The organism is Bradyrhizobium sp. 186 (assembly GCF_023101685.1).
Classification (GTDB): Bacteria; Pseudomonadota; Alphaproteobacteria; order Rhizobiales; family Xanthobacteraceae; genus Bradyrhizobium.
Genome location: NZ_CP082164.1, coordinates 2,859,215 through 2,876,875, shown reverse-complemented (window position 1 = coordinate 2,876,875; position 17,661 = coordinate 2,859,215). Strand labels below are relative to the sequence as shown.

General features: G+C 60.9%; 16 protein-coding genes and 3 pseudogenes. 5 read left to right on the top strand and 14 right to left on the bottom strand.

The window, feature by feature from the left end; all coding sequences use genetic code 11:
• The first annotated feature begins 23 nt into the window (after positions 1-23).
• The gene (locus IVB18_RS13555; RefSeq protein WP_247989594.1) at positions 24-311 is read left to right on the top strand and encodes a hypothetical protein; all 288 of its coding nucleotides are present in this window, start codon (positions 24-26) and stop codon (positions 309-311) included.
• Between the two features lie 392 nt (positions 312-703).
• Positions 704-1,036: pseudogene (locus IVB18_RS13550) on the top strand (hypothetical protein); the annotation flags it as partial.
• 725 nt (positions 1,037-1,761) lie between these two features.
• Here IVB18_RS13550 and IVB18_RS13540 read toward each other — a convergent pair.
• From IVB18_RS13540 to IVB18_RS13510, 7 genes and pseudogenes are all read right to left on the bottom strand, one after another.
• A complete protein-coding gene (locus IVB18_RS13540; protein WP_247989593.1) occupies positions 1,762-2,826 on the bottom strand; it encodes an IS110 family transposase in 1,065 nt (354 codons plus the stop codon).
• A gap of 141 nt (positions 2,827-2,967) precedes the next feature.
• Positions 2,968-3,597 (bottom strand): TerC family protein, encoded by a 630-nt coding sequence (locus tag IVB18_RS13535; protein WP_247989592.1) that lies wholly within the window; start codon positions 3,595-3,597, stop codon positions 2,968-2,970.
• A 158-nt stretch (positions 3,598-3,755) separates the two neighbouring features.
• Positions 3,756-4,133, bottom strand: coding sequence for a hypothetical protein (locus IVB18_RS13530; protein ID WP_247989591.1), 378 nt, complete (start codon positions 4,131-4,133; stop codon positions 3,756-3,758).
• 750 nt (positions 4,134-4,883) lie between these two features.
• Complete coding sequence (locus tag IVB18_RS13525; protein WP_247989590.1) at positions 4,884-5,147, bottom strand: hypothetical protein; 264 nt, start codon at positions 5,145-5,147, stop codon at positions 4,884-4,886.
• A 438-nt stretch (positions 5,148-5,585) separates the two neighbouring features.
• Positions 5,586-5,723: a hypothetical protein gene (locus tag IVB18_RS13520; protein ID WP_247984677.1), complete on the bottom strand. Its 138-nt coding sequence runs from the start codon at positions 5,721-5,723 to the stop codon at positions 5,586-5,588.
• A gap of 12 nt (positions 5,724-5,735) precedes the next feature.
• The gene (locus tag IVB18_RS13515; RefSeq protein ID WP_247989589.1) at positions 5,736-5,912 is read right to left on the bottom strand and encodes a hypothetical protein; all 177 of its coding nucleotides are present in this window, start codon (positions 5,910-5,912) and stop codon (positions 5,736-5,738) included.
• An 843-nt stretch (positions 5,913-6,755) separates the two neighbouring features.
• Positions 6,756-7,990 (bottom strand): annotated as a pseudogene (locus tag IVB18_RS13510) (IS701 family transposase).
• Between the two features lie 385 nt (positions 7,991-8,375).
• Here IVB18_RS13510 and IVB18_RS13505 point away from each other — a divergent pair.
• Positions 8,376-8,591: a hypothetical protein gene (locus IVB18_RS13505; RefSeq protein ID WP_247989588.1), complete on the top strand. Its 216-nt coding sequence runs from the start codon at positions 8,376-8,378 to the stop codon at positions 8,589-8,591.
• Positions 8,592-8,874: 283 nt separating this feature from the next.
• Here IVB18_RS13505 and IVB18_RS13500 read toward each other — a convergent pair.
• From IVB18_RS13500 to IVB18_RS13470, 7 genes and pseudogenes are all read right to left on the bottom strand, one after another.
• Positions 8,875-9,115: pseudogene (locus IVB18_RS13500) on the bottom strand (SOS response-associated peptidase); the annotation flags it as partial.
• Positions 9,116-9,261: 146 nt separating this feature from the next.
• Positions 9,262-9,498 carry a hypothetical protein gene (locus tag IVB18_RS13495; RefSeq protein WP_247989587.1) on the bottom strand — a complete coding sequence of 79 codons (237 nt, stop codon included), beginning with the start codon at positions 9,496-9,498 and terminating at the stop codon, positions 9,262-9,264.
• A gap of 382 nt (positions 9,499-9,880) precedes the next feature.
• Positions 9,881-10,930 (bottom strand): HD domain-containing phosphohydrolase, encoded by a 1,050-nt coding sequence (locus IVB18_RS13490; protein ID WP_247989586.1) that lies wholly within the window; start codon positions 10,928-10,930, stop codon positions 9,881-9,883.
• Positions 10,931-10,976: 46 nt separating this feature from the next.
• Positions 10,977-11,201, bottom strand: a complete 225-nt coding sequence (locus IVB18_RS13485; protein ID WP_247989585.1) for a hypothetical protein — start codon at positions 11,199-11,201, stop codon at positions 10,977-10,979.
• A gap of 29 nt (positions 11,202-11,230) precedes the next feature.
• Positions 11,231-11,539, bottom strand: a complete 309-nt coding sequence (locus IVB18_RS13480) for a PilZ domain-containing protein (RefSeq protein WP_247989584.1) — start codon at positions 11,537-11,539, stop codon at positions 11,231-11,233.
• A 510-nt stretch (positions 11,540-12,049) separates the two neighbouring features.
• Positions 12,050-14,371, bottom strand: a complete 2,322-nt coding sequence (locus tag IVB18_RS13475) for a molybdopterin guanine dinucleotide-containing S/N-oxide reductase (RefSeq protein WP_247989583.1) — start codon at positions 14,369-14,371, stop codon at positions 12,050-12,052.
• A 122-nt stretch (positions 14,372-14,493) separates the two neighbouring features.
• Positions 14,494-15,405: a GntR family transcriptional regulator gene (locus IVB18_RS13470; protein ID WP_247989582.1), complete on the bottom strand. Its 912-nt coding sequence runs from the start codon at positions 15,403-15,405 to the stop codon at positions 14,494-14,496.
• Positions 15,406-15,495: 90 nt separating this feature from the next.
• Between IVB18_RS13470 and IVB18_RS13465 the strand changes: the two genes are divergently transcribed.
• Positions 15,496-16,431: a hydroxymethylglutaryl-CoA lyase gene (locus tag IVB18_RS13465; protein WP_247989581.1), complete on the top strand. Its 936-nt coding sequence runs from the start codon at positions 15,496-15,498 to the stop codon at positions 16,429-16,431.
• Positions 16,428-17,642 (top strand): CaiB/BaiF CoA-transferase family protein, encoded by a 1,215-nt coding sequence (locus IVB18_RS13460; RefSeq protein WP_247989580.1) that lies wholly within the window; start codon positions 16,428-16,430, stop codon positions 17,640-17,642. Before IVB18_RS13465 ends, IVB18_RS13460 begins: the two co-directional genes overlap by 4 nt.
• Positions 17,643-17,661 lie beyond the last annotated feature (19 nt).

The window sequence follows — 17,661 nt, the reverse complement described above, 5'->3', positions numbered from 1 at the left end:
AAGAATGACGCCTCCTCACGCGCATGGAAGCCGCGCAAGCAGAGACGCAGCGCCGTCTCGGCGTCATCGAGCGCCAGATCGCGTCACGCGCCGAACGGCTGACGATCACCGACCGGGCGAAGCGCCGGCAGCGCGGCTGGAACGCATCGAGCTGGACGAGCGCGGACGAGCGGCTGTTTCAGCAGCATGTCGCTGAGCTCGCCTTGGCGCGTCAAGGCGAGATCGACGCTCTCACGCGCAAGCTCGATCGGCAGGAGACGGCGATCGCCGAGTTTCGGACGCGCCAGCGCGCCTTCGCCGCGTTGCGGTGAGTCAGGACGGACGTGATCATCCCAGCGCATGCGGCGCACGCGAACGCTCGCTGGCGACGTGGTGCTTTCGGCGGGTATGGCCCGACCTCTCACGGTTTTCGGCCCCCCGCTGACCCTTGGCCGTCACTCCCTCGGTTTGTGCTGCGGTCTGAACCGGCCGCGGTCCGCTTCAAGGGCAAGTCGCAAAGCGATCGACGGCCGCCGTCTCGCGTTGGGGGGCCGCGTTCTTCGCAGGCCTGAGGGCCCGCTCGCCCGCGACCCACCCATGCTCTCCTTGGCAGCCACCGCCCCCTGAAGCGGGCCGCTGAAGCCGGTTCTGGTCGACCGCACCCGAGGGAGCGACGACCAAGGTCCGATCGCTTCCCAAGGCGAAACCGAGAAAGGATCTCATCATGACCAAGACCGTCCGCTCCCCCCGCTCCTCCGCCCGTGTCATCCCGCTCCGCCGCGGCACGACGCTCGAAATGGTCCGCCTCGTCTGCCCCGACTCCGCACAGACACTGCGCATCTCCGAGAGCTTCGGTCTTGCGGTCCTGGACAGCGACGGCATCCGCGACTTGCACGAGCGGCTCGTCATCGAGACCGCCGACGCACTCAAGGATGGGCTGAGTGAACGCGCCATGCAGATCCACCTGCAACGGATCGTCGGTGCTTATGTCGGGTCGGCCCACGGCGCCGGCCAGTTCTACACCCGAGCAGTCACTGAAGCGCGAGATGCGACCGCCAACCAACGCCCTAAAATGGCCCTATCGTTGTTATGATCGGCCGTGCATAGCTCCGCAATGGACCGCCTCATAACGAGGCAAGCGGCTTCTGCGTCCTCAATCTTGGCATCCCGAATTTCCATCCGGCTATTATGTACAGAATCCCTCGCGTTACAACCGCAAGATGTGATCTCGGCTCGTCTGCTTCTCGCCCTTAGCTGCCTCTCTGTTTCTACCCCTGACATCGGCTTGCGGGGTGCGAACGGACCAAGCTCGAAGATGGCCGCTACGCCCGCAAGTGACCCAATGTATGGTCCGGCCGCGCGTTGCAAGAGGTTTCGTCAACCTGGCAGATGCGGTCTTGCATCAATGTATCCGGCCTCTGATTGGAGCGTGTTGTGCTCCGGGCCATCATGGATATCAGCGCGCATTCGAGCTAATTAGCGGACAGGCCTCGAAGGGGCCATTCGGGTCACCAGTGTTCGCATGCGCCGGGAAGACCGATTCTCCATCGTCGTCTCATCCTCTCGCAGACCTCGGCGGGTAAGGGATGTTGGTTACGTCATCGATAGCTCCTCACTTCGCACTGTTCCTTTGTTCGTGCCTGGCGGTCGTTCCTTCGTCCCGGCCTGCGCGCGCAGACGCGCCGCGCGCAAGGGCCGTCAAGGCCGGCCGTCGTGCTGTCCTGACGGCTTGCTCGACCGCTGCCAGGCTGCGCCTTGACGGCCCCGAGCACGGCGCGAGGATCAAGCAGGTCGGGACGCCACCTCATCTGTCTTGACGCACTCGAAGGCGCGCCCCTTGTTGAGAACCGCCCAGGCGATGCGGGCGAGCTTGTTGGCGAGCGCAATCGCCAGCACGTTGTGGTGCAATCGTTTCTTGGCGGCTTCGATCCAAGATTTGAGGCCATAGCGCTCCCAACACTTGACCTTGACCAGCACAACCCACGCGGCTTGCACGAACAGAACGCGCAGGTAGCGATTGCCGCGCCTTGATATCTTGCCGAGGATCGTGCGGTCGCCTGTCGATATCTGCTTCGGCACCAGTCCAAGCCAGGCGCCGAAGTCGCGGCCTTTCGAGAACACGTCTCCAGTGCCGATCGCGGCTACCATCGCGCTCGAGATGATCGGGCCGATGCCCGGGACCGTCATCAGTCGCTCGCAGCCTTTGTCTTGACGAGCCAATGCTTCGATCTCGCTGGAGAGGTCCTCAATGCGCGCGTCCAGTCGGCGCCAGTCTCCTGCCAGGTCCTCGATGATGCGCAACATGCGAGGCGCGAGGACATCGGTGCGCGTCGCGAGAATACCCGGCAACTCGGACCGCAGCGAACGCAGGCCTTGCCGCACGGCGATGCCCCGCTCCAGCAGGAACGCACGGATCTGATTGATGACGCCGGTACGCTGACCGACCAATCGCTCGCGCACGCGGTGCAGCCCCTGCAGGTCGAGCTGGTCGGCGGTCTTGGTCGCGACGAACTTCATGGTCGGGCGTTGGACAGCCTCGGCGATGGCTTCCGCATCACGGAAGTCATTCTTCTGTCCCTTCGAATAGGGGCGCACGTATTTCGCGGGCATCAGTCGGGCGTCATGGCCGAGCATTTGGAGCTTGCGACTGAGATGATGCGCGCCGACGCAGGCCTCCATACCGATTAAGCACGCTGGCAGGTTGGCGAGCCGTGCTTCTACCTGGCCGCGTGACCACTTCTGCCGCAGCACGATTGCGCCGCGCTGATCGTGGCCCACGATGTGGAACGAGTTCTTGCCGATATCGATGCCTATCACGGCGATCGCTGAGCTGAGTTTCTGAGACATGGCGTGCTCCTTGTCTTGGGCGCCCCTTGCCAGCTTGTCGTGCTGGCAGGGCCGGAGCACGGCCGGACCATTCCATTAGCGGAAGTGCTTCCTATGTGGGGGCCGAAACAGACGCAGGCCACCAAGCAGCGGTATGTCATGTCATATCGACGCTACCTTCATGATATCCAATGTTCCGCGAAAGATCATCTCGACTGCAACGTAGAGAATGACGGCCAGGCCGACGTAAGCAATCCATCGATGATTTTGCAGAAGGCGCGCAATAAGAGAAGCGGCCACGCCCATCATCGCAATGGAAAGCCCCAACCCGAAAATCATGACCACTGGATGCTCGCGCGCCGCCCCTGCGACGGCCAGGACATTGTCAAGCGACATGGAAACGTCGGCCGCAATAATCTGCCAACTCGCTTGGACGAGTGTCTTGCGGGGCTTGCTTCCTGCGATTGCTTCAGCAGTCTCCTTCGCACCTATAGGATTTGTGGAGGACGCGCGCAACTCTCGCCACATTTTCCAACACACCCACAACAGCAGGATCCCGCCAGCGAGCAGGAGGCCGACGATCTGGAGGATTTGCGTCGCTAACCCGGCGAACAGCATGCGCAGTATCGTCGCGGCAACGATCCCGATCACAATCGCCTTGACTCGTTGCGCCTGAGGAAGTCCCGCTGCGGCAAGACCGATGACGATGGCGTTATCGCCAGCGAGCACAAGGTCGATCAGAACGACCTGCAATAATACGTTCAAGACATCTGTAGTGAGAAATTCAAACACGCGTCGCACACCCCGGTGCCGGGAGAAATGGCCCGCTCTCAGCGCGGATTTTTGGTGGTTTGTATGTGTCTAATCGGTTCACCGATGCGTGTCGCAGTCCCGTGCCGCAGACAAACCGGGGCCGCTCTAACTCAACTCTAGTCCGACGTCGCCGGCTGTCAGGGGGCGTGGTGACTGTCTCCCATAGCCGGCGTGCCCGGATGTTGTTCGACCGGTTGCTCGAAAAACAGGGCCACTTGATCCGGTTCGCCAAGAATCGCCGCAGCGCAGCCCATCATGGTGAATGCACCGGCAATATCCCATAGCGTTACATTTTCTAACGCTATATTTTCTGACTTTGCCAGGGCCAAGAGGGCCGTGATCATCGCGTCTGAGAAAAGCAGAATGCTGAGCGCAGGCAAGACGAGTTGGGGATCCAGCAAGAGTATCATCAAGAATGCGGGAGCCGCGACAAGGATGCTCAACAGCGCGAATGTACAGAATGTGTCCCGCCAGGGCGCATTCCTGTTTGTCCAGCTTGCATGAGAAGCAATCATTTTGTCCTCCTGGATAGGAGCGCCTTATAGCGCCGCTAATTACTGAACTACTCCGGTCTGGATGACCGTTTGCCGACGTCTCCCCATTCAATGTTTTGTCCTATGCCGCCGACTCTCAATTAGCGTAATAACGCCAGCCGTCACCACGGCAATAACGACGACGGCTGCGAGCGCCTCGACCGAAGCCAAGGTCCCGTACCATTTGTTCCAGAGCTCAATCATGTGCTGGCCTCTCCCGAGAGCGCACCCCACGATCGATAAAATCCACTCTCTAGACGAACCTTTGCGATCAGAAAAACAATGGTACGCATCGTCGCGCGCGTTTTGACCGCGCGGCAACATGACTTATGCGGCGCTGATACGCAGGCGCCACCTCGGACGCGGTTCCAAGCTCCTCGGGCCAAAGTCGCAGGACGATCTAAAGCCCTCAGAACATTCACCCACTGGCGTCATAATTCGCGCCATGGATCAGCACGTCCCCGATATCGCCGCTATCCGCCTGCGCTGTAGGCCCTGGCCCAACTACGTGACCCAGGCTGCAATCGCGCAAGCGCTGGCATTCCTGTGAAGGCACTACGCAATTGAGAGCAAGGCCGACGTAGGTCAAGTGGACCCGCACTCGTTCTGCTCCGCCTGCTTGAGCTCGATAGCCCCTAAGTAGAGCGGATTTCGATCCTGACGCCGAAACGGCTGCAATGACGGAACCTGGACTACAAGCCCGGAGTAAGGCCGCCTCAGTTGGCGGTCTGTTCAAATTCGAATGTCGCCTGTTGTGCCGATTTTGTTGCAAAAGTCTTTTTTGGGGTGGCGCACGAAAATTCTTAGGGCCGCTGATGCGGTTTGCGCGCGGCGATGTGAGGGAACCATATCGTTTGATCCAAAATCGATCACGGACCTCCGTAGTGGCGCTGAAAAGCGGCGCAGCAGCAGAGAGGTCTCAAGATCGACTTTGGCGAGATTTTTGGGGTCGTTCGATTTTCGACTTTTGCAACAATATCGGCCCTTCGCGGACATGCCCCGATGTCCGGCTTAGGTCTGCAATGGGTTGAGAGCGGACAGCCTGATACTTTCCCAGCGCATCTTCCCGGCGAACATCTTCTCCGGTGGCGGCACGACATCGAACTGGAGCACCGGTCGGAGCAGCATCCCGGGACATGATCCGTACAATTATAGATTGTGAGCTAAGCCGACGTGAAGGGGAAGTATGTCTTTGCTGGGAATGGCGAGGGCGTCTGGATGGATTTCATTGAGCGTTGTTTTTGTGCGTTGCGATGACCGGGTTCATCGTTCTCGTCACCAACGTCGGATTGCTGTGCCTGCGTTGAGCGCGACGGTCTGTTCTATGTTGCCTTACCTGCTCTCCATCCCGGAACAAGTGGCGATCTGAAACGTTGCAACAACCGCTCTGACGGCCCCCGTCGGAGCTGTTAGACCCCCATCACGGCCTCAGCATTACCCTCGCTGAGGCCGTTTTTTTGTGCCGCGCTTGGATCGCCCGTCGAAATAAGAGAAGGCCGCCAGCGTGACTGCTAGCATGAACAATCCCAAGCCGCCCGTGATCGCCACCATCATTGCCACGGCGACGAACATGCGACCTAACTTTCAGCGGATCGGCGACTTGGTTGGCGGGAGGGATCGCTTGGTCTTCGCCACTTCGGCCTTCTCGAAAAACTCCAGAGCCAAGATATGCATGGCCTGTGCTTTTTCTGGATCAGACTCGGCGAGAGCGAACCGGGAGGCAACTTCGGCTTGCCTTAAATAGTAATCGACAGATTGCACCCGCCATTCTCCCGCGTGAAGGTGGCGGCTAACGCAACTTCAGAGCATTTGTTCCCGGCTGAGACGATCGAGCGCGAGGAGCAAACGAGGCCCGTTCGGGCCGGAACCAATTCGCCCCCTGTGCATTCTGGTAACGATCTACAAAGATCAGTAGCGCTGAAACGCAAAGGCCCCAGTCCTGGGGCCTTTTCGTACGTCCGGAAACACACCGCCGCCCGCTTTGAAATAATTGCAGGCGGCGCTGTCCAGCCCCGGGAGGAGATAGCCTCGCACCTCCGAACAACTCGTGGATCGGCGTATTCTTCGGCCGCCGCACGACGATCGAGCGCGACGGCCTGATGCGTCTCGCAGTCGAGGCATTTAACTTCGAGATATAAGTACATAGGTGCCCCGCATTGAGAGCGTCACCGAGCTGGGGCTGGCTGGGCAGGCCCTTTGAAGGCGAGCATACGCTTCGAAGTAAATAACGTACCGCAGTGATGCAGGCTTATCGGCGGGCCTTCTTGTGGATCGGTGCCGGGGATGGACTTCGCTCGGATGATCTCGTAGGGGGCGTGGCCTGCGCGAGGGCACGACAACCAAAACAAAGAGAACGTTGATCAGCAGCCACAACCCGAAAATGAGAAGGACAGTACGCACAAGGCCACGACCCTAGTAGTTTAATTTAAAATGTGTCGGTCACAGCCTAGCATTACAGTTGTCTTTTTGATTTGACGTGAGCGCGTTGAGCGGCAGCCTGATGAGCTCTGCGCCAGAATGACCATGCGATGACATGCGCGGGTTGGATCCGCTTTCGAGCAAGCCTGATGGCGATGCGGCGGATTTCCTGGATTGACCAACGGATCAGCGGCGGCGTGGGTGTGCTTTGGCTTTTGCCGGGGGGCGGCGTTTGGTTTTTTTGGCGGTGGCGGATTGGCGCGATGGCGGATCGCCGCCATCATGGCGAAGGCGAGCATCACCAGGGACACGTGGCGATGCCAGCCATGCCAGGACCTGCTCTCGTTATGATCGAGCCCGAACTCGTTTTTCGCGGTTTCAAAGCTGTCCTCGATCGCCCATCGATGGCCTTCGACCGCGACCAGCGTTTCAATTGATGTTCCCGCTGGGCACCAGGTGGTGAAGAAGGCGAGATCGCCATCGGCGATATGGCGACGGATCAGCAGACCGCGCGTCCATAAACCATCATTTGCGCTGTTGAACTGCTCGACCTCGAGATCGGCCAGTTCGAGATAACACCAGTCATGCAGCCTCGGTCCTTTGGTTCCGGCTCCCGCCGACAAGCGCTTCCAGTCGGACGGGCGCCGCGTCCGGGCGATGTCTTCGGCCTTGCCGGCGACCGGCTGTCGCTTGCCCCAGGATCGGAAGACATGAGAGCTGCTGACCCCGAGCACATAGCCTTTGCCTGCCCGCCGTAGCTGCTGTTCGATATCGCCAACACCGTAGACCGTGTCACCGGCAACCCACTTGAATGGTACAGACGCGGCTATCGCACGTGCGATCATTCTCGTCGCAAGCTTTGGTTTGGTCGCAAAGCCGACATCGGCAGGCACATATGCGGCTTCCAGACGATCTGGATCGTCAGTCCATTCCTTCGGAAGATACAACGCGCGATCGATGAACGCATGACCATGACGCGAAACGTAGGTAGCGAAGACGCCGATCTGGCAGTTCGTAATCTTCCCTGCCGAACCAGTGTATTGCCGTGCCACTCCGCATGACGCTTTGCCCTGCTTGAGAAAGCCGGTCTCGTCGATCACCAGCACCGCATCGTCATCCGCCAAATGCTCGATGACATAGTCGCGCACGATATCGCGCAGGGCATCAGCGTCCCAATCTCCACGACCCAGAATTGCCTGCTGACGCCATGGGCCAGGATCGCCAGCCGCCTCCGCGCGCATCCAGCCGGTCTTGCGCTGCTCATCTCCGAGCAGACCTTCCAGGAACAAGCCTGCATTCGTCGCCACACGCTCTTGCGTGAACAACGGACGTATCCGTTGCTTGATCTCTCGAAGCGACGCCGCCCACAACGCAAGCGTCTCCTCAACCGACGCGGCCCGCGTCCACGACATTCGAATCATGGTTGCCCATGGATTCAGACGCCCGCAAAAAAGGCAACTGTAATGCTAGACCGACGCAAAACCCAGGTCTGTCCGAACATTCATGCTGCCTGGGACCTGCTAAATCGGAACCCAAGGTTCTTTTTCAGCCAGCCGCGGCGATGACGTGTTGCGGATAGCGACGGCGGGCCGCCCGTGCGCAGCGGTGGTGGTGTGCCCAGCTCATCAGTGTCATCTCGGTCCCGGCTTCCGTGTTGCGGCTAATGTTCCAGTTCAGGAACGAGTAAGAAAAAGCGGCCTGCCTTTTGAAACTGTGGGCATGAGTCTCGCAACTGCCCTCATTACCGCTAGCATCCTCGTCGTTCTTGCGATCTACTTTTCGGCGGGTTTCTGCAGGGAGGGAGCGATGTCCTACACGATCGGATTTGTACGTAAGAACGAACGAGATGTTTGGGCGACCGAAACGCCGACAGCTCATCAAGCGGTCGCTATGATTGCGACACTTCAGGAGAGCGCAGAAGAGATCAGGTTCATCAGTTCGCCCCAAGAAGGTGAGATGGGCATCGAGATGCTCCTGCTGTTGGCGAAGGAAGAAGCTGAAGAATTGCCGAGGGGACGCTGACGCCAAAGAAGATCGGCTCGAAGCGAGGAGGAACGCCCGATCGATTGGGCTGCAATCTCTGGCAGTGTGGCAAGATACTCCATGGCCCGTCCGCATTTCGCGCAAATAAAGATGGGTGGATTGTCCTTGTCGTGGCCGCACGTCATGCCAAAGCCCGTCTGGAAGCGCGGTAAGATAGTTTGACCGGCTACGAGGCGCACCTCCGGTGGAGTACCGAGAGCTATCGGAATTTGGACGATCCCAAAATCAACGTAGGATCAGGTGCCGCCGCTCAGCTTCTTCAGCGCGGGGGCGACGTGTTGCCGGCGTTGGTGACCGGCGGTCCGCCTGTGCGCGGCGGTGGCAGCGTGCCCCAGCGCATCAGCACCATCTCGGCCGCGGCTTCCGTGTTGCGGATCACCCGGAGCTGGATTATCGGGGAAGACGCCGGGCATGGGCTATAGGTTGCCAACGTAGCGGTTGACCACGCGGAAGAGCGCGAGGATGGCGGCTCGGGTGGTGGTGACGGAATAAAGATTACAGATCATCCGTGTTTAGCGCTCCCCGGAAGCGGTCTGCCGGCTTGCGCGCCTCTGCCGCGCGCTCAGCGGCTGCTTCAATCAATGCTTCATAGAAGCTCAGGCGTTGCACCGGGAAAAACGTCAATGGTGAACGCTCTTTGTTAGGTCTCTTACGCTATTGTGCCAATTTTATCAGAACCCATCAGTTCGTGTGGCGACAAGGAGTAGTAGCTCCAGCTTGGCAGATAAAGCCCAGTGCCTTTGCCGAAATTATCAAGCAGTGCCGCCATATCGGCTGGGCTTGGCAAGGCAAGCATCGGTGCGATCCGCTTGAAATAACTTGCGGACCGTGCACGTGCAAAGATTTCAAATCGTGCTGACCGGCTGCCGACATAAACCAGTGTCACCGGAGACCATCGATTGTATGTCTTCCGCGCGACTGCCTCGGCCGCATCGCGGATAGCCACATGATCATAGTTGGCAAGCTCGGTCCCGCGCGAGCTGAACCAGCTCTTCGATAGTGGTAATCTGTTTTTCGAGGCCGGCACGGACGGCAGGGCCGCGTAAGCGGATTGTCACTTGATGAGCAGAGGTGAGAGCGAGTTCAACCAGAAAGATCACGCGACACAATTCATCCTTTGCTTTCGTTTCCAGTGCGACTGCCTCCATCCGATCGAAATGATTGATGCTCCGCCTCCTCCGGAGTCCCTGTACTATAGTTCGATGATCGAAGCGGGAATTTGAGGACGTTGCGCATCTTTGAGTTCCAATCCTTGAAACTGGCAATTCTCAGCGATCGAGGGCGACAGGCTTGAATGCCCTTACAAGTGCCCTTTCGAGCTTACCGTTCATCCCGCACAGGATATTGTAAGCCTCTTGTCTTGGCATAGTTGGCTTATATTGCCGGTGCTCGATCAACGCGGCGAAGATGTCGGATATTGTCAGAATGCGGACGATATCCGCGATACTTCCGCCGGAGAGTTGATCTGGATAGCCGCTGCCGTCGAGGTACTCATGGTGGTGTCGGACAGCATCAAGTATTTCGGCTGAGATTCCTTTTTGCGCCTTCAGAGCTTCATATCCGGCTGTAGGATGGGTCTCGATGAGCGCTCGTTCTCCCGCATCGAGTCGCGCAGGCTTGTCGAGAATCGCGAGCGGGATCTTGGCTTTTCCAACGTCATGGAACAGCGCGGCTTCGTGCAGGCGTTCGAGATCGGCCCTTCCTACTCCGAGGCTGAGTCCGAAATCGATGGCGATGCCCGTGACAAGCAGGCAGTGTTGATACGTACCTTCATGATGGCGGCGCACCGTTGCGAGCCAGTGAGTTAGACCATGTTCAGCGATATGGTCTGCGAGACTAGTGCCGGATTGTTTGGCACCTACCAGATCGACTGGCATCCCGCTCGTCATCGCCGCAAACAACGAAGCGATGGCACCTGCGGCAGTAGTGACAGCCTCCGATTCGCGACCAACCTCTGTTTGGCCGCTCGCTGCCCTGCGGCCCTGAGAAAGGGCCTGCAACAGCTTAGCGGCGTTCAGATTGCCTGACAGCACCAGCGTAGCCCCCAAGGCATATGCCTGTGACACACACACGTGAGCAGGACTCTCGATCAAGAAAATGCGCTTTCGGGTTTGCTGAGCCCCATCCAGCATGTTTTTCAGGGCAGGGATATTTTCGGTCGTACGCAAATCTACCCGTACGACTAAAGCTTCCGGATTTTTCGCCTTCAACGCGGCGTCACAGAGCAGGTTTGAGCTCACCGTGTGGTGATCACGTTCGAGAAAGGAGCGAACGCTCGATAGTTGCTTCGGATCGTCGGCGACTATATGGACCAACATAAGAAAGCACCACTCGGTCAAAAAAGCCGGGCCAAGGCGGCATCAGCTAACCCCAAAACGATCCTTGATCGTGCGGAGCCTCGTTCAGCCAGACGAGCGCCTCACGTGTCGCCAGCCGGACGAGTCTTTCTTCCGTCGGCGCCGATGAGACCTCTTTGGAGAGGTAGAGAAGGAAACCATGCGGGTCGCGAAAGAGCGCCTCTTTCGCTTCACAAGGCAGCAGCGACTCTGTATCGATGGCCGGAATGGTTCGTAAGCAGATCAATTCCATTGCGGGCGCACCAACGATTTCGGTTGCGGCTATTTCTTTTCACCAGTCATCGAGGATGGACGAGAACCATCTGGACTCAAAAAATGTATACCAACCTCCGATCCGTCTAGCCGGACCAACTCGCATCGACGGAAAACCAAGCCATTCGGTGACAGTAACAGGAAGAACTCTCGGGCTCCGAGCACGTCTGGTGATCCGTCTATCCGGAGTCTTGCACCCGATTCCGAAACATCGACGAGTATGCACTCGCGCCGCCATGTGCCGTCGGTTGCCAACAGAGCCGCTCGGCGTTCATGATCGAAGTGAACGCGCTTCGCTTCGCGCTTATCCCAGCCCATCGGCTTTAGTGCCTTTCACGCGGGACCCACTAAATGGTTTTCAACTAACTAGGAGCGACCGTGAGCAAAAAGCGCTGCTCACCGCGGCAATCGCATCCCCTGCACGACCTAAAATAACGGACGAGTACTTGGCGATAGTCTCTCGCGATAGTTGTTAAGGAGGGCTAAATCCCAACACCCGTGTGAATCCGGTGCAGGTCAAGCGAGGTGATTCCAAATGGTATTTGCAGCCGAACGGGGTTGAACCGCATGAAGTCGGCACGAGAGGACTCATTCAAAGCGGATCGAAACTCGGAATGGTCGAATGCAAGTTCTGAGGCTCAGCAAAATAGGTCCGACCGCGGCCGTACGACTACGGTATTTCGATGGAGAACATTGAATCCTTTCGCCGTCGTTCGCCGAATTTGCTCGGCTGGGATTTGAGGGGCCCAGCGACTAACCAACGTTGCCCTCAGGCGTTGGTCCGACGACGAAGCATGATGGGTTTCGCAAGCGCTCTACCCAGCCCCCCTACACCGGATCAAACGCCCGGATCGGCGGCAGATTGCCCGTAAACTTCTCCACCTCCACCGTCGTCAGCTGCCCCGTGCAGCCTTGCGCGAAGGATGAGGTGCCGATGTCGCGGGTGAGTACGTTTGGATTGCCGTGAACGCAGAGCGGCGCTTCGTCCTCGGGGTCCATCGGGTCGTACCAGGCGCCGGTCGGCAGTTGCACCACGCCGGGCGCGATGCCGTCGGTGACATGGACCGCGGCAAGGCAGGCGCCGCGGTCGTTGAAGAGGCGGATGATGTCGCCGTCCTTGATGCCCCGAGCATCCGCGTCACGCGGGTTCATGCGCGCGACCTCACGGCCGCGATGTTTTGCGGCAACCGAATGTCCGCCGAAGTCGAGCTGGCTGTGCAGGCGCGTCACCGGCTGGTTGGCAACGAGGAAGCACGGCGAGCCCGGCTTCGGCATGTCGGTCTTGTCGAGCCAGACCGGATGGCCCGGACAATCGGCATCGCCATGGCCCGCGATCTTCGCCGAGAAGATCTCGATGCGTCCGCTCGGCGTCGGCAGGGCATGAGCGACCGGATCCTCGCGGAAGCGGCGCAGCCGGCCGCCGTCGTCGGGCTGTTGCGGCACGACCAGGCTACCGCGCTGCCAGAACTCCTCGAAGCTCGGGGCCTCCAAGCCGCGCGCTTCGAGCGAGGCGCGGGTCGGCTCGTAGAGATGTTCCAGCCACTCTCTTGACGTGCGGCCTTCGGTGAAGGGTTCGCGCGCGCCGAGACGTTCGGCGAGATCGGCAAAGATCTCGTAGTCGTCGCGTGCCAGCCCAAACGGCTCGGCGATGCGGTGCATGGCGACCATCAGCGGATCGTTGCTGGAATAGCCGATGTCCTCGCGCTCGAGCGTCATCGTGGAAGGCAGCACGATGTCGGCGTGCCGGGCGGTCGCGGTCCAGGCAAGCTCATGCACGACCAGCGTGTCAACTTTCGCGAAGGCCTTGCGCAGGCGGTTGATGTCCTGGTGGTGATGGAAGGGATTGCCGCCGGCCCAGTAGACCAGCCGGATATCCGGATAGGTGCGCGTCTCACCATTGTAGCGATAGGTGCTGCCGGGATTGAGCAGCATGTCGGCGATGCGCGCGACCGGAATGAAATCCCTGACACCGTTGCGGCCCTGCCCCAGCGTCGGCCCCGGCACGTCGTTGACGCGGCGGCCGTAATAGCCGATCGCCCCTAACGAATAGCCGTAGCCGCCGCCGGCGAGACCAATCTGGCCGAGAGCCGCCGCCAGCACCATGCCCATCCACACCGGCTGCTCGCCGTGTTCGGCGCGCTGGAGCGAATGGGAGACGGTGATCAGCGCGCGCTTTCCGGCAAGGCGACGCGCGAGCTTGCGGATCGTGTTCGCGTCGACGCCGCAGATCGCGGCGGCCCATTCGGCGTGCTTGACCTGCCCATCGCTCTCGCCGATAAGATAGCGCAGGAAGACCGGCCAGCCTTCGGTGTAGCGATCGAGGAAGGCCTGATCGTGCAGGCCTTCGGCGACCAGCGTGTGGACGATGCCGAGCATCAGGGCGGTATCGGTGCCTGGCGTGCACGTCATCCATTCGGCACCGGCCTCGACAGGCAGATCGTCACGCAGCGGGCTGACCAGGATGAACTCGCAGCCGCGCCGGCGCGCCTCCTCCATGGCGCCGCGCTCGACATGCTTGCTGATCGAGCCGCCGGCCACCATCGAGTTCTTCAGCGCCATGCCGCCGAACGCCAGCACGATCTCGCTCTCGGTCGCGATCTGCTCCCAGGTCACGTTGCGCTTGGTGATGTCTTCATAGCCCGCCAAGATCTGCGGCAGCAGCACCGAGGACGCGCCCGAGGAATAGGAATTCACCGAACGCACATAGCCGCCCATCGCGATGTTGAGGAAGCGATGCACCTGGCTCTGGGCATGGTGGAGGCGGCCCGCGCTCGACCAGCCATAGGAACCGCCGAAGACAGCGCCGGGGCCGCGCGTGTCGCGGATGCGCGACAGCTCGTCCCCCAAGAGGTCGAGCGCTTTCTCCCAGCTGACGGAGACGAACTCGTCGCGGCCGCGGCGGTCGTCGGGACCGGGGCCACGCTCCAGCCAACCCCGGCGGATCGCCGGCTGGGCGACGCGCGCCTGGTGGCGCAGAGCACCGGGAAAATTGTCGATGATGCCGTTCGGATCTGGATCCCCCGCATACGCCCTGACCTCCAGCCCCGCCTCACTGTTCCGCGCCGAGAACACGCCCCAATGCGAGGTGTGCGGCTTGAAGCCGTCGGACAGGTCGAGGCCGGGGTCGGGAAAGCCAATCGTCTCGCTCATCATCTCGTCCTTATTCCAGGCCGGAGCCGTTCCCGCCGCATTTCGGGCGGCAGTATACCGATCCGCGCTCAGATGTCGCCGCGATCAGGGTTGACGGAAACGCAGGGCTCCAGCGCCAGGCGTCAGGACAAGCCTGCCACCAGCGGTCGTTGAAGGTGCTTGGCCATCAGTTCGGCGGCGTCGCTATAGCGCCGCGCATCAAGATGATCGAGCAGGCGCAAATGCTCGCGAATGTGTCGCCGCATCCCGTCACGATCAGCGAAACTGCGATAGGCGAATAGGCGTCGGATTGAGTTCACGCGCTTCAGCGCTTCGACGAAGAAGGGATTGCCGGCTCCGCGGATAATCTCCTCGTGAAACTCGCAGCCGGACTGATAGATTTCGCCGATGGTCATCTTTTCGAGTTCGCCATCCAGGAGGCGGCACTGGCGCTCGCGCAATCGTGAGATCACTCCCTGCGACAGCGCGTAGCGGGGCTGCGCGATCGCAGCCGGCTCGATCGCGGCGCGAAAGGCGAGCGCCTGGGCTTGCGCGGCGGGGCTGGCGACGGTCTCAGCAAAGCGCCAGCCATAGCCCGGCAGGCGCGCGATCCAGCCCTCGGCCGCGATGCGGTCAAGCAACCGCTGCAGCTCGGCCCGGCTCAGATCATAGCGGCGCATCAGCTCCGCCTCGGTGACGTCAGCCGGCAGCCGGCTCGCGAGCACGTCGCCCGCGATGGTCGCATAGACCTGCTCGCTGCGCCTGACTGCCGCGAGCGCCGGTTGGGCTGCGCCGCTCGTCGGATTCTTGGCCAGCACGAAGCCGCGATGCGGTTCGCCGCGCGCCAGCCCCGCCGCCTCGAGAGCCTTGAGGCCGAGCCGGATCGGCGCCCGTGAGAGATCCAGCGCATCCGCAAGCCGTTGTTCGACCAAACGATCGCCGGCCTTCATGCCTTCGCGTCGGGCGAGCGCCATGATCAGGCCGCCGAGGTGATCGGCACGCTCAGAACCACTGTTTCTGGCGGCGCGCTGTCGGGAACTGTCGGATGCCGTCATTGCAGTGCACGCAAAGTTTAGGGCTTGACAGACTGTCTCATGGATTGTTCTTTTATGCAACAATATACAATCGAGTAGGGGAGAGCTCCGATGGCACGCGCGCCGGATGTCCATATTTGCGAGGCCGCCCCCCGCGATGGCCTGCAGAACCTGGATATCTTCGTTCCCACCGAAGCCAAATGCGCGCTGATCGACACGATCGTCGCCGCCGGCGTGCGCGAGATCGACGCCGGATCCTTCGTGCCGCCAAAGGTCGTGCCGCAATTCGCCGACGTCGACGCGGTGATGGCGCATGCGCTCGAACACAAGACGGTGACGATCGGCGCGCTTGTGCCGAATCCGAAGGGCGCCGAGCGCGCCATCGCCGCCGGTGTCAAAGCCGTCTATTTCGTCATCTCGGCAAGTGAGACGCACAACCGCGCCAATGTGCGCCGCTCGGTCGAAGAGCAGATCGACGCGTTTCGCGCGGTTCGCGCCGCGATCGACGCTCGTCCAGTGGACCAGCGGCCGCAACTGATGGGCGCAATCTCCACCTCCTTCGGCTGCTCGATGGAGGGCGAGGTCAGCGAAGCGGCCGTGTGCCGGGTTGCGCGCGCCTTTGCCGAAGCCCGCGCCGACGAGATCGGGCTTGCCGACACCGTCGGCTATGCAACCCCAAGACTGATCGGCCAGATCGTGCAAGCGGTGCGGCGTGAGGTCGGATCGCAGATGACGCTGCGGCTGCATCTGCATGACACGCTCGGCGCCGGCCTCGCCAATGCGGTCGCCGGCCTCGAGGCGGGGATCCGCCGTTTCGATGCCGCGGTGTCCGGGCTGGGTGGCTGCCCCTTTGCCCCGGGTGCGCGCGGCAACATCGTCACCGAGGATCTCGTGTTCATGCTGGAGCGGATGGGCCTTTCCACCGGCATCGACCTCGATCGCCTGATGCAAACGCGCGAGATTCTCGCCCGCCACATCCCAGCAAAACATCTGACGGGGCATCTGCACGAGGCCGGCATTCCCAAGGTCCTGCGGAGGACGGCATGACGGCGGCTGCGCGCGAGACGGCGTCGGAGCTTCGTCCGCTGGCCGGCGTTCGTGTCATCGAGTTCAGCCAGATGGTGATGGGGCCGAGCTGCGGGCTGATCCTCGCCGATCTCGGCGCCGAAGTGATCAAGGTCGAGCCGCCCAAGGGCGACCGCACCCGCTATTTCAAGGGGCCCGCCGCCGGCTTCTTCGCCACCTACAGCCGCAACAAGCGCAGCATCGCGCTGGATACGTCGACCGCGGAAGGCCAGAACATCGCGCGCAGGCTGATCGAGAACAGCGACGTCCTGATCGAGAATTTTCGGCCGGGCCTGTTGAAGCGGATCGGCCTCGACTACGAGACCGTCGCTGCCTTTGCGCCACGCCTGATCTATTGCTCGCTGAAGGGCTACCTGCCCGGCCCTTACGAGAATCGCCTCGCGCTCGACGAGGTCGTGCAGATGATGGGCGGCCTCGCCTACATGACCGGCTTGCCCGACCGCCCGATGCGCGCTGGCGCCTCGGTCAACGATGTCATGGGCGGCATGTTCGGCGTGATCGCGATCCAGGCTGCGCTGGCCGAGCGGCAGCGCACCGGCCGAGGTCGCTACATCCAGAGCGCGCTTTACGAGAACAACGTGTTCCTGATGGCGCAGGCCATGATGTGCGAGGTGGTCAGCGGCCAGCCCTCAATCCCCTACTCGATTAAGGACAGCCCCTGGCCTGTCTACGACCTCTTCGACACCAAGGACGGCTCAAAGCTGTTCGTCACCATTGTCGGTGAAGAGCAATGGGAGGCGTTCTGCCGCGCCTTCGATCGCGAAACCTGGCTTCGGGATCCGCGCCTTGCGACGAGCAACGACCGCGTCGACCATCGCAGTTGGCTGATCCCCGAAATCGCGACGATCTTCAAGCAATGGACCAAGGCCGATCTCGCCGCGCGTCTGGAGCAGCTCGATCTTCCCTACGCGCCGGTGAACAAGCCCGGCGATCTCTTCGATGATCCGCATCTCAACCAGTCGGGTGGGCTGATCGACATTCGCCTGCCTGATGGCCGCGAGGCAAAGACGCCGCTGTTGCCGATCTCCATGGACGGCCGGCGCCTGCCCAACCGCTACGATCCGCCGCAGATCGGCGAGCACACTGACGAGATTCTGAGCGAGATCGGCATTTCCCCGGATGAGATCGAAACGCTGCGAAAAGCAGGGACAATCCGGCTCGCGCCATCCTGACGATTGGCGATCAGAACAG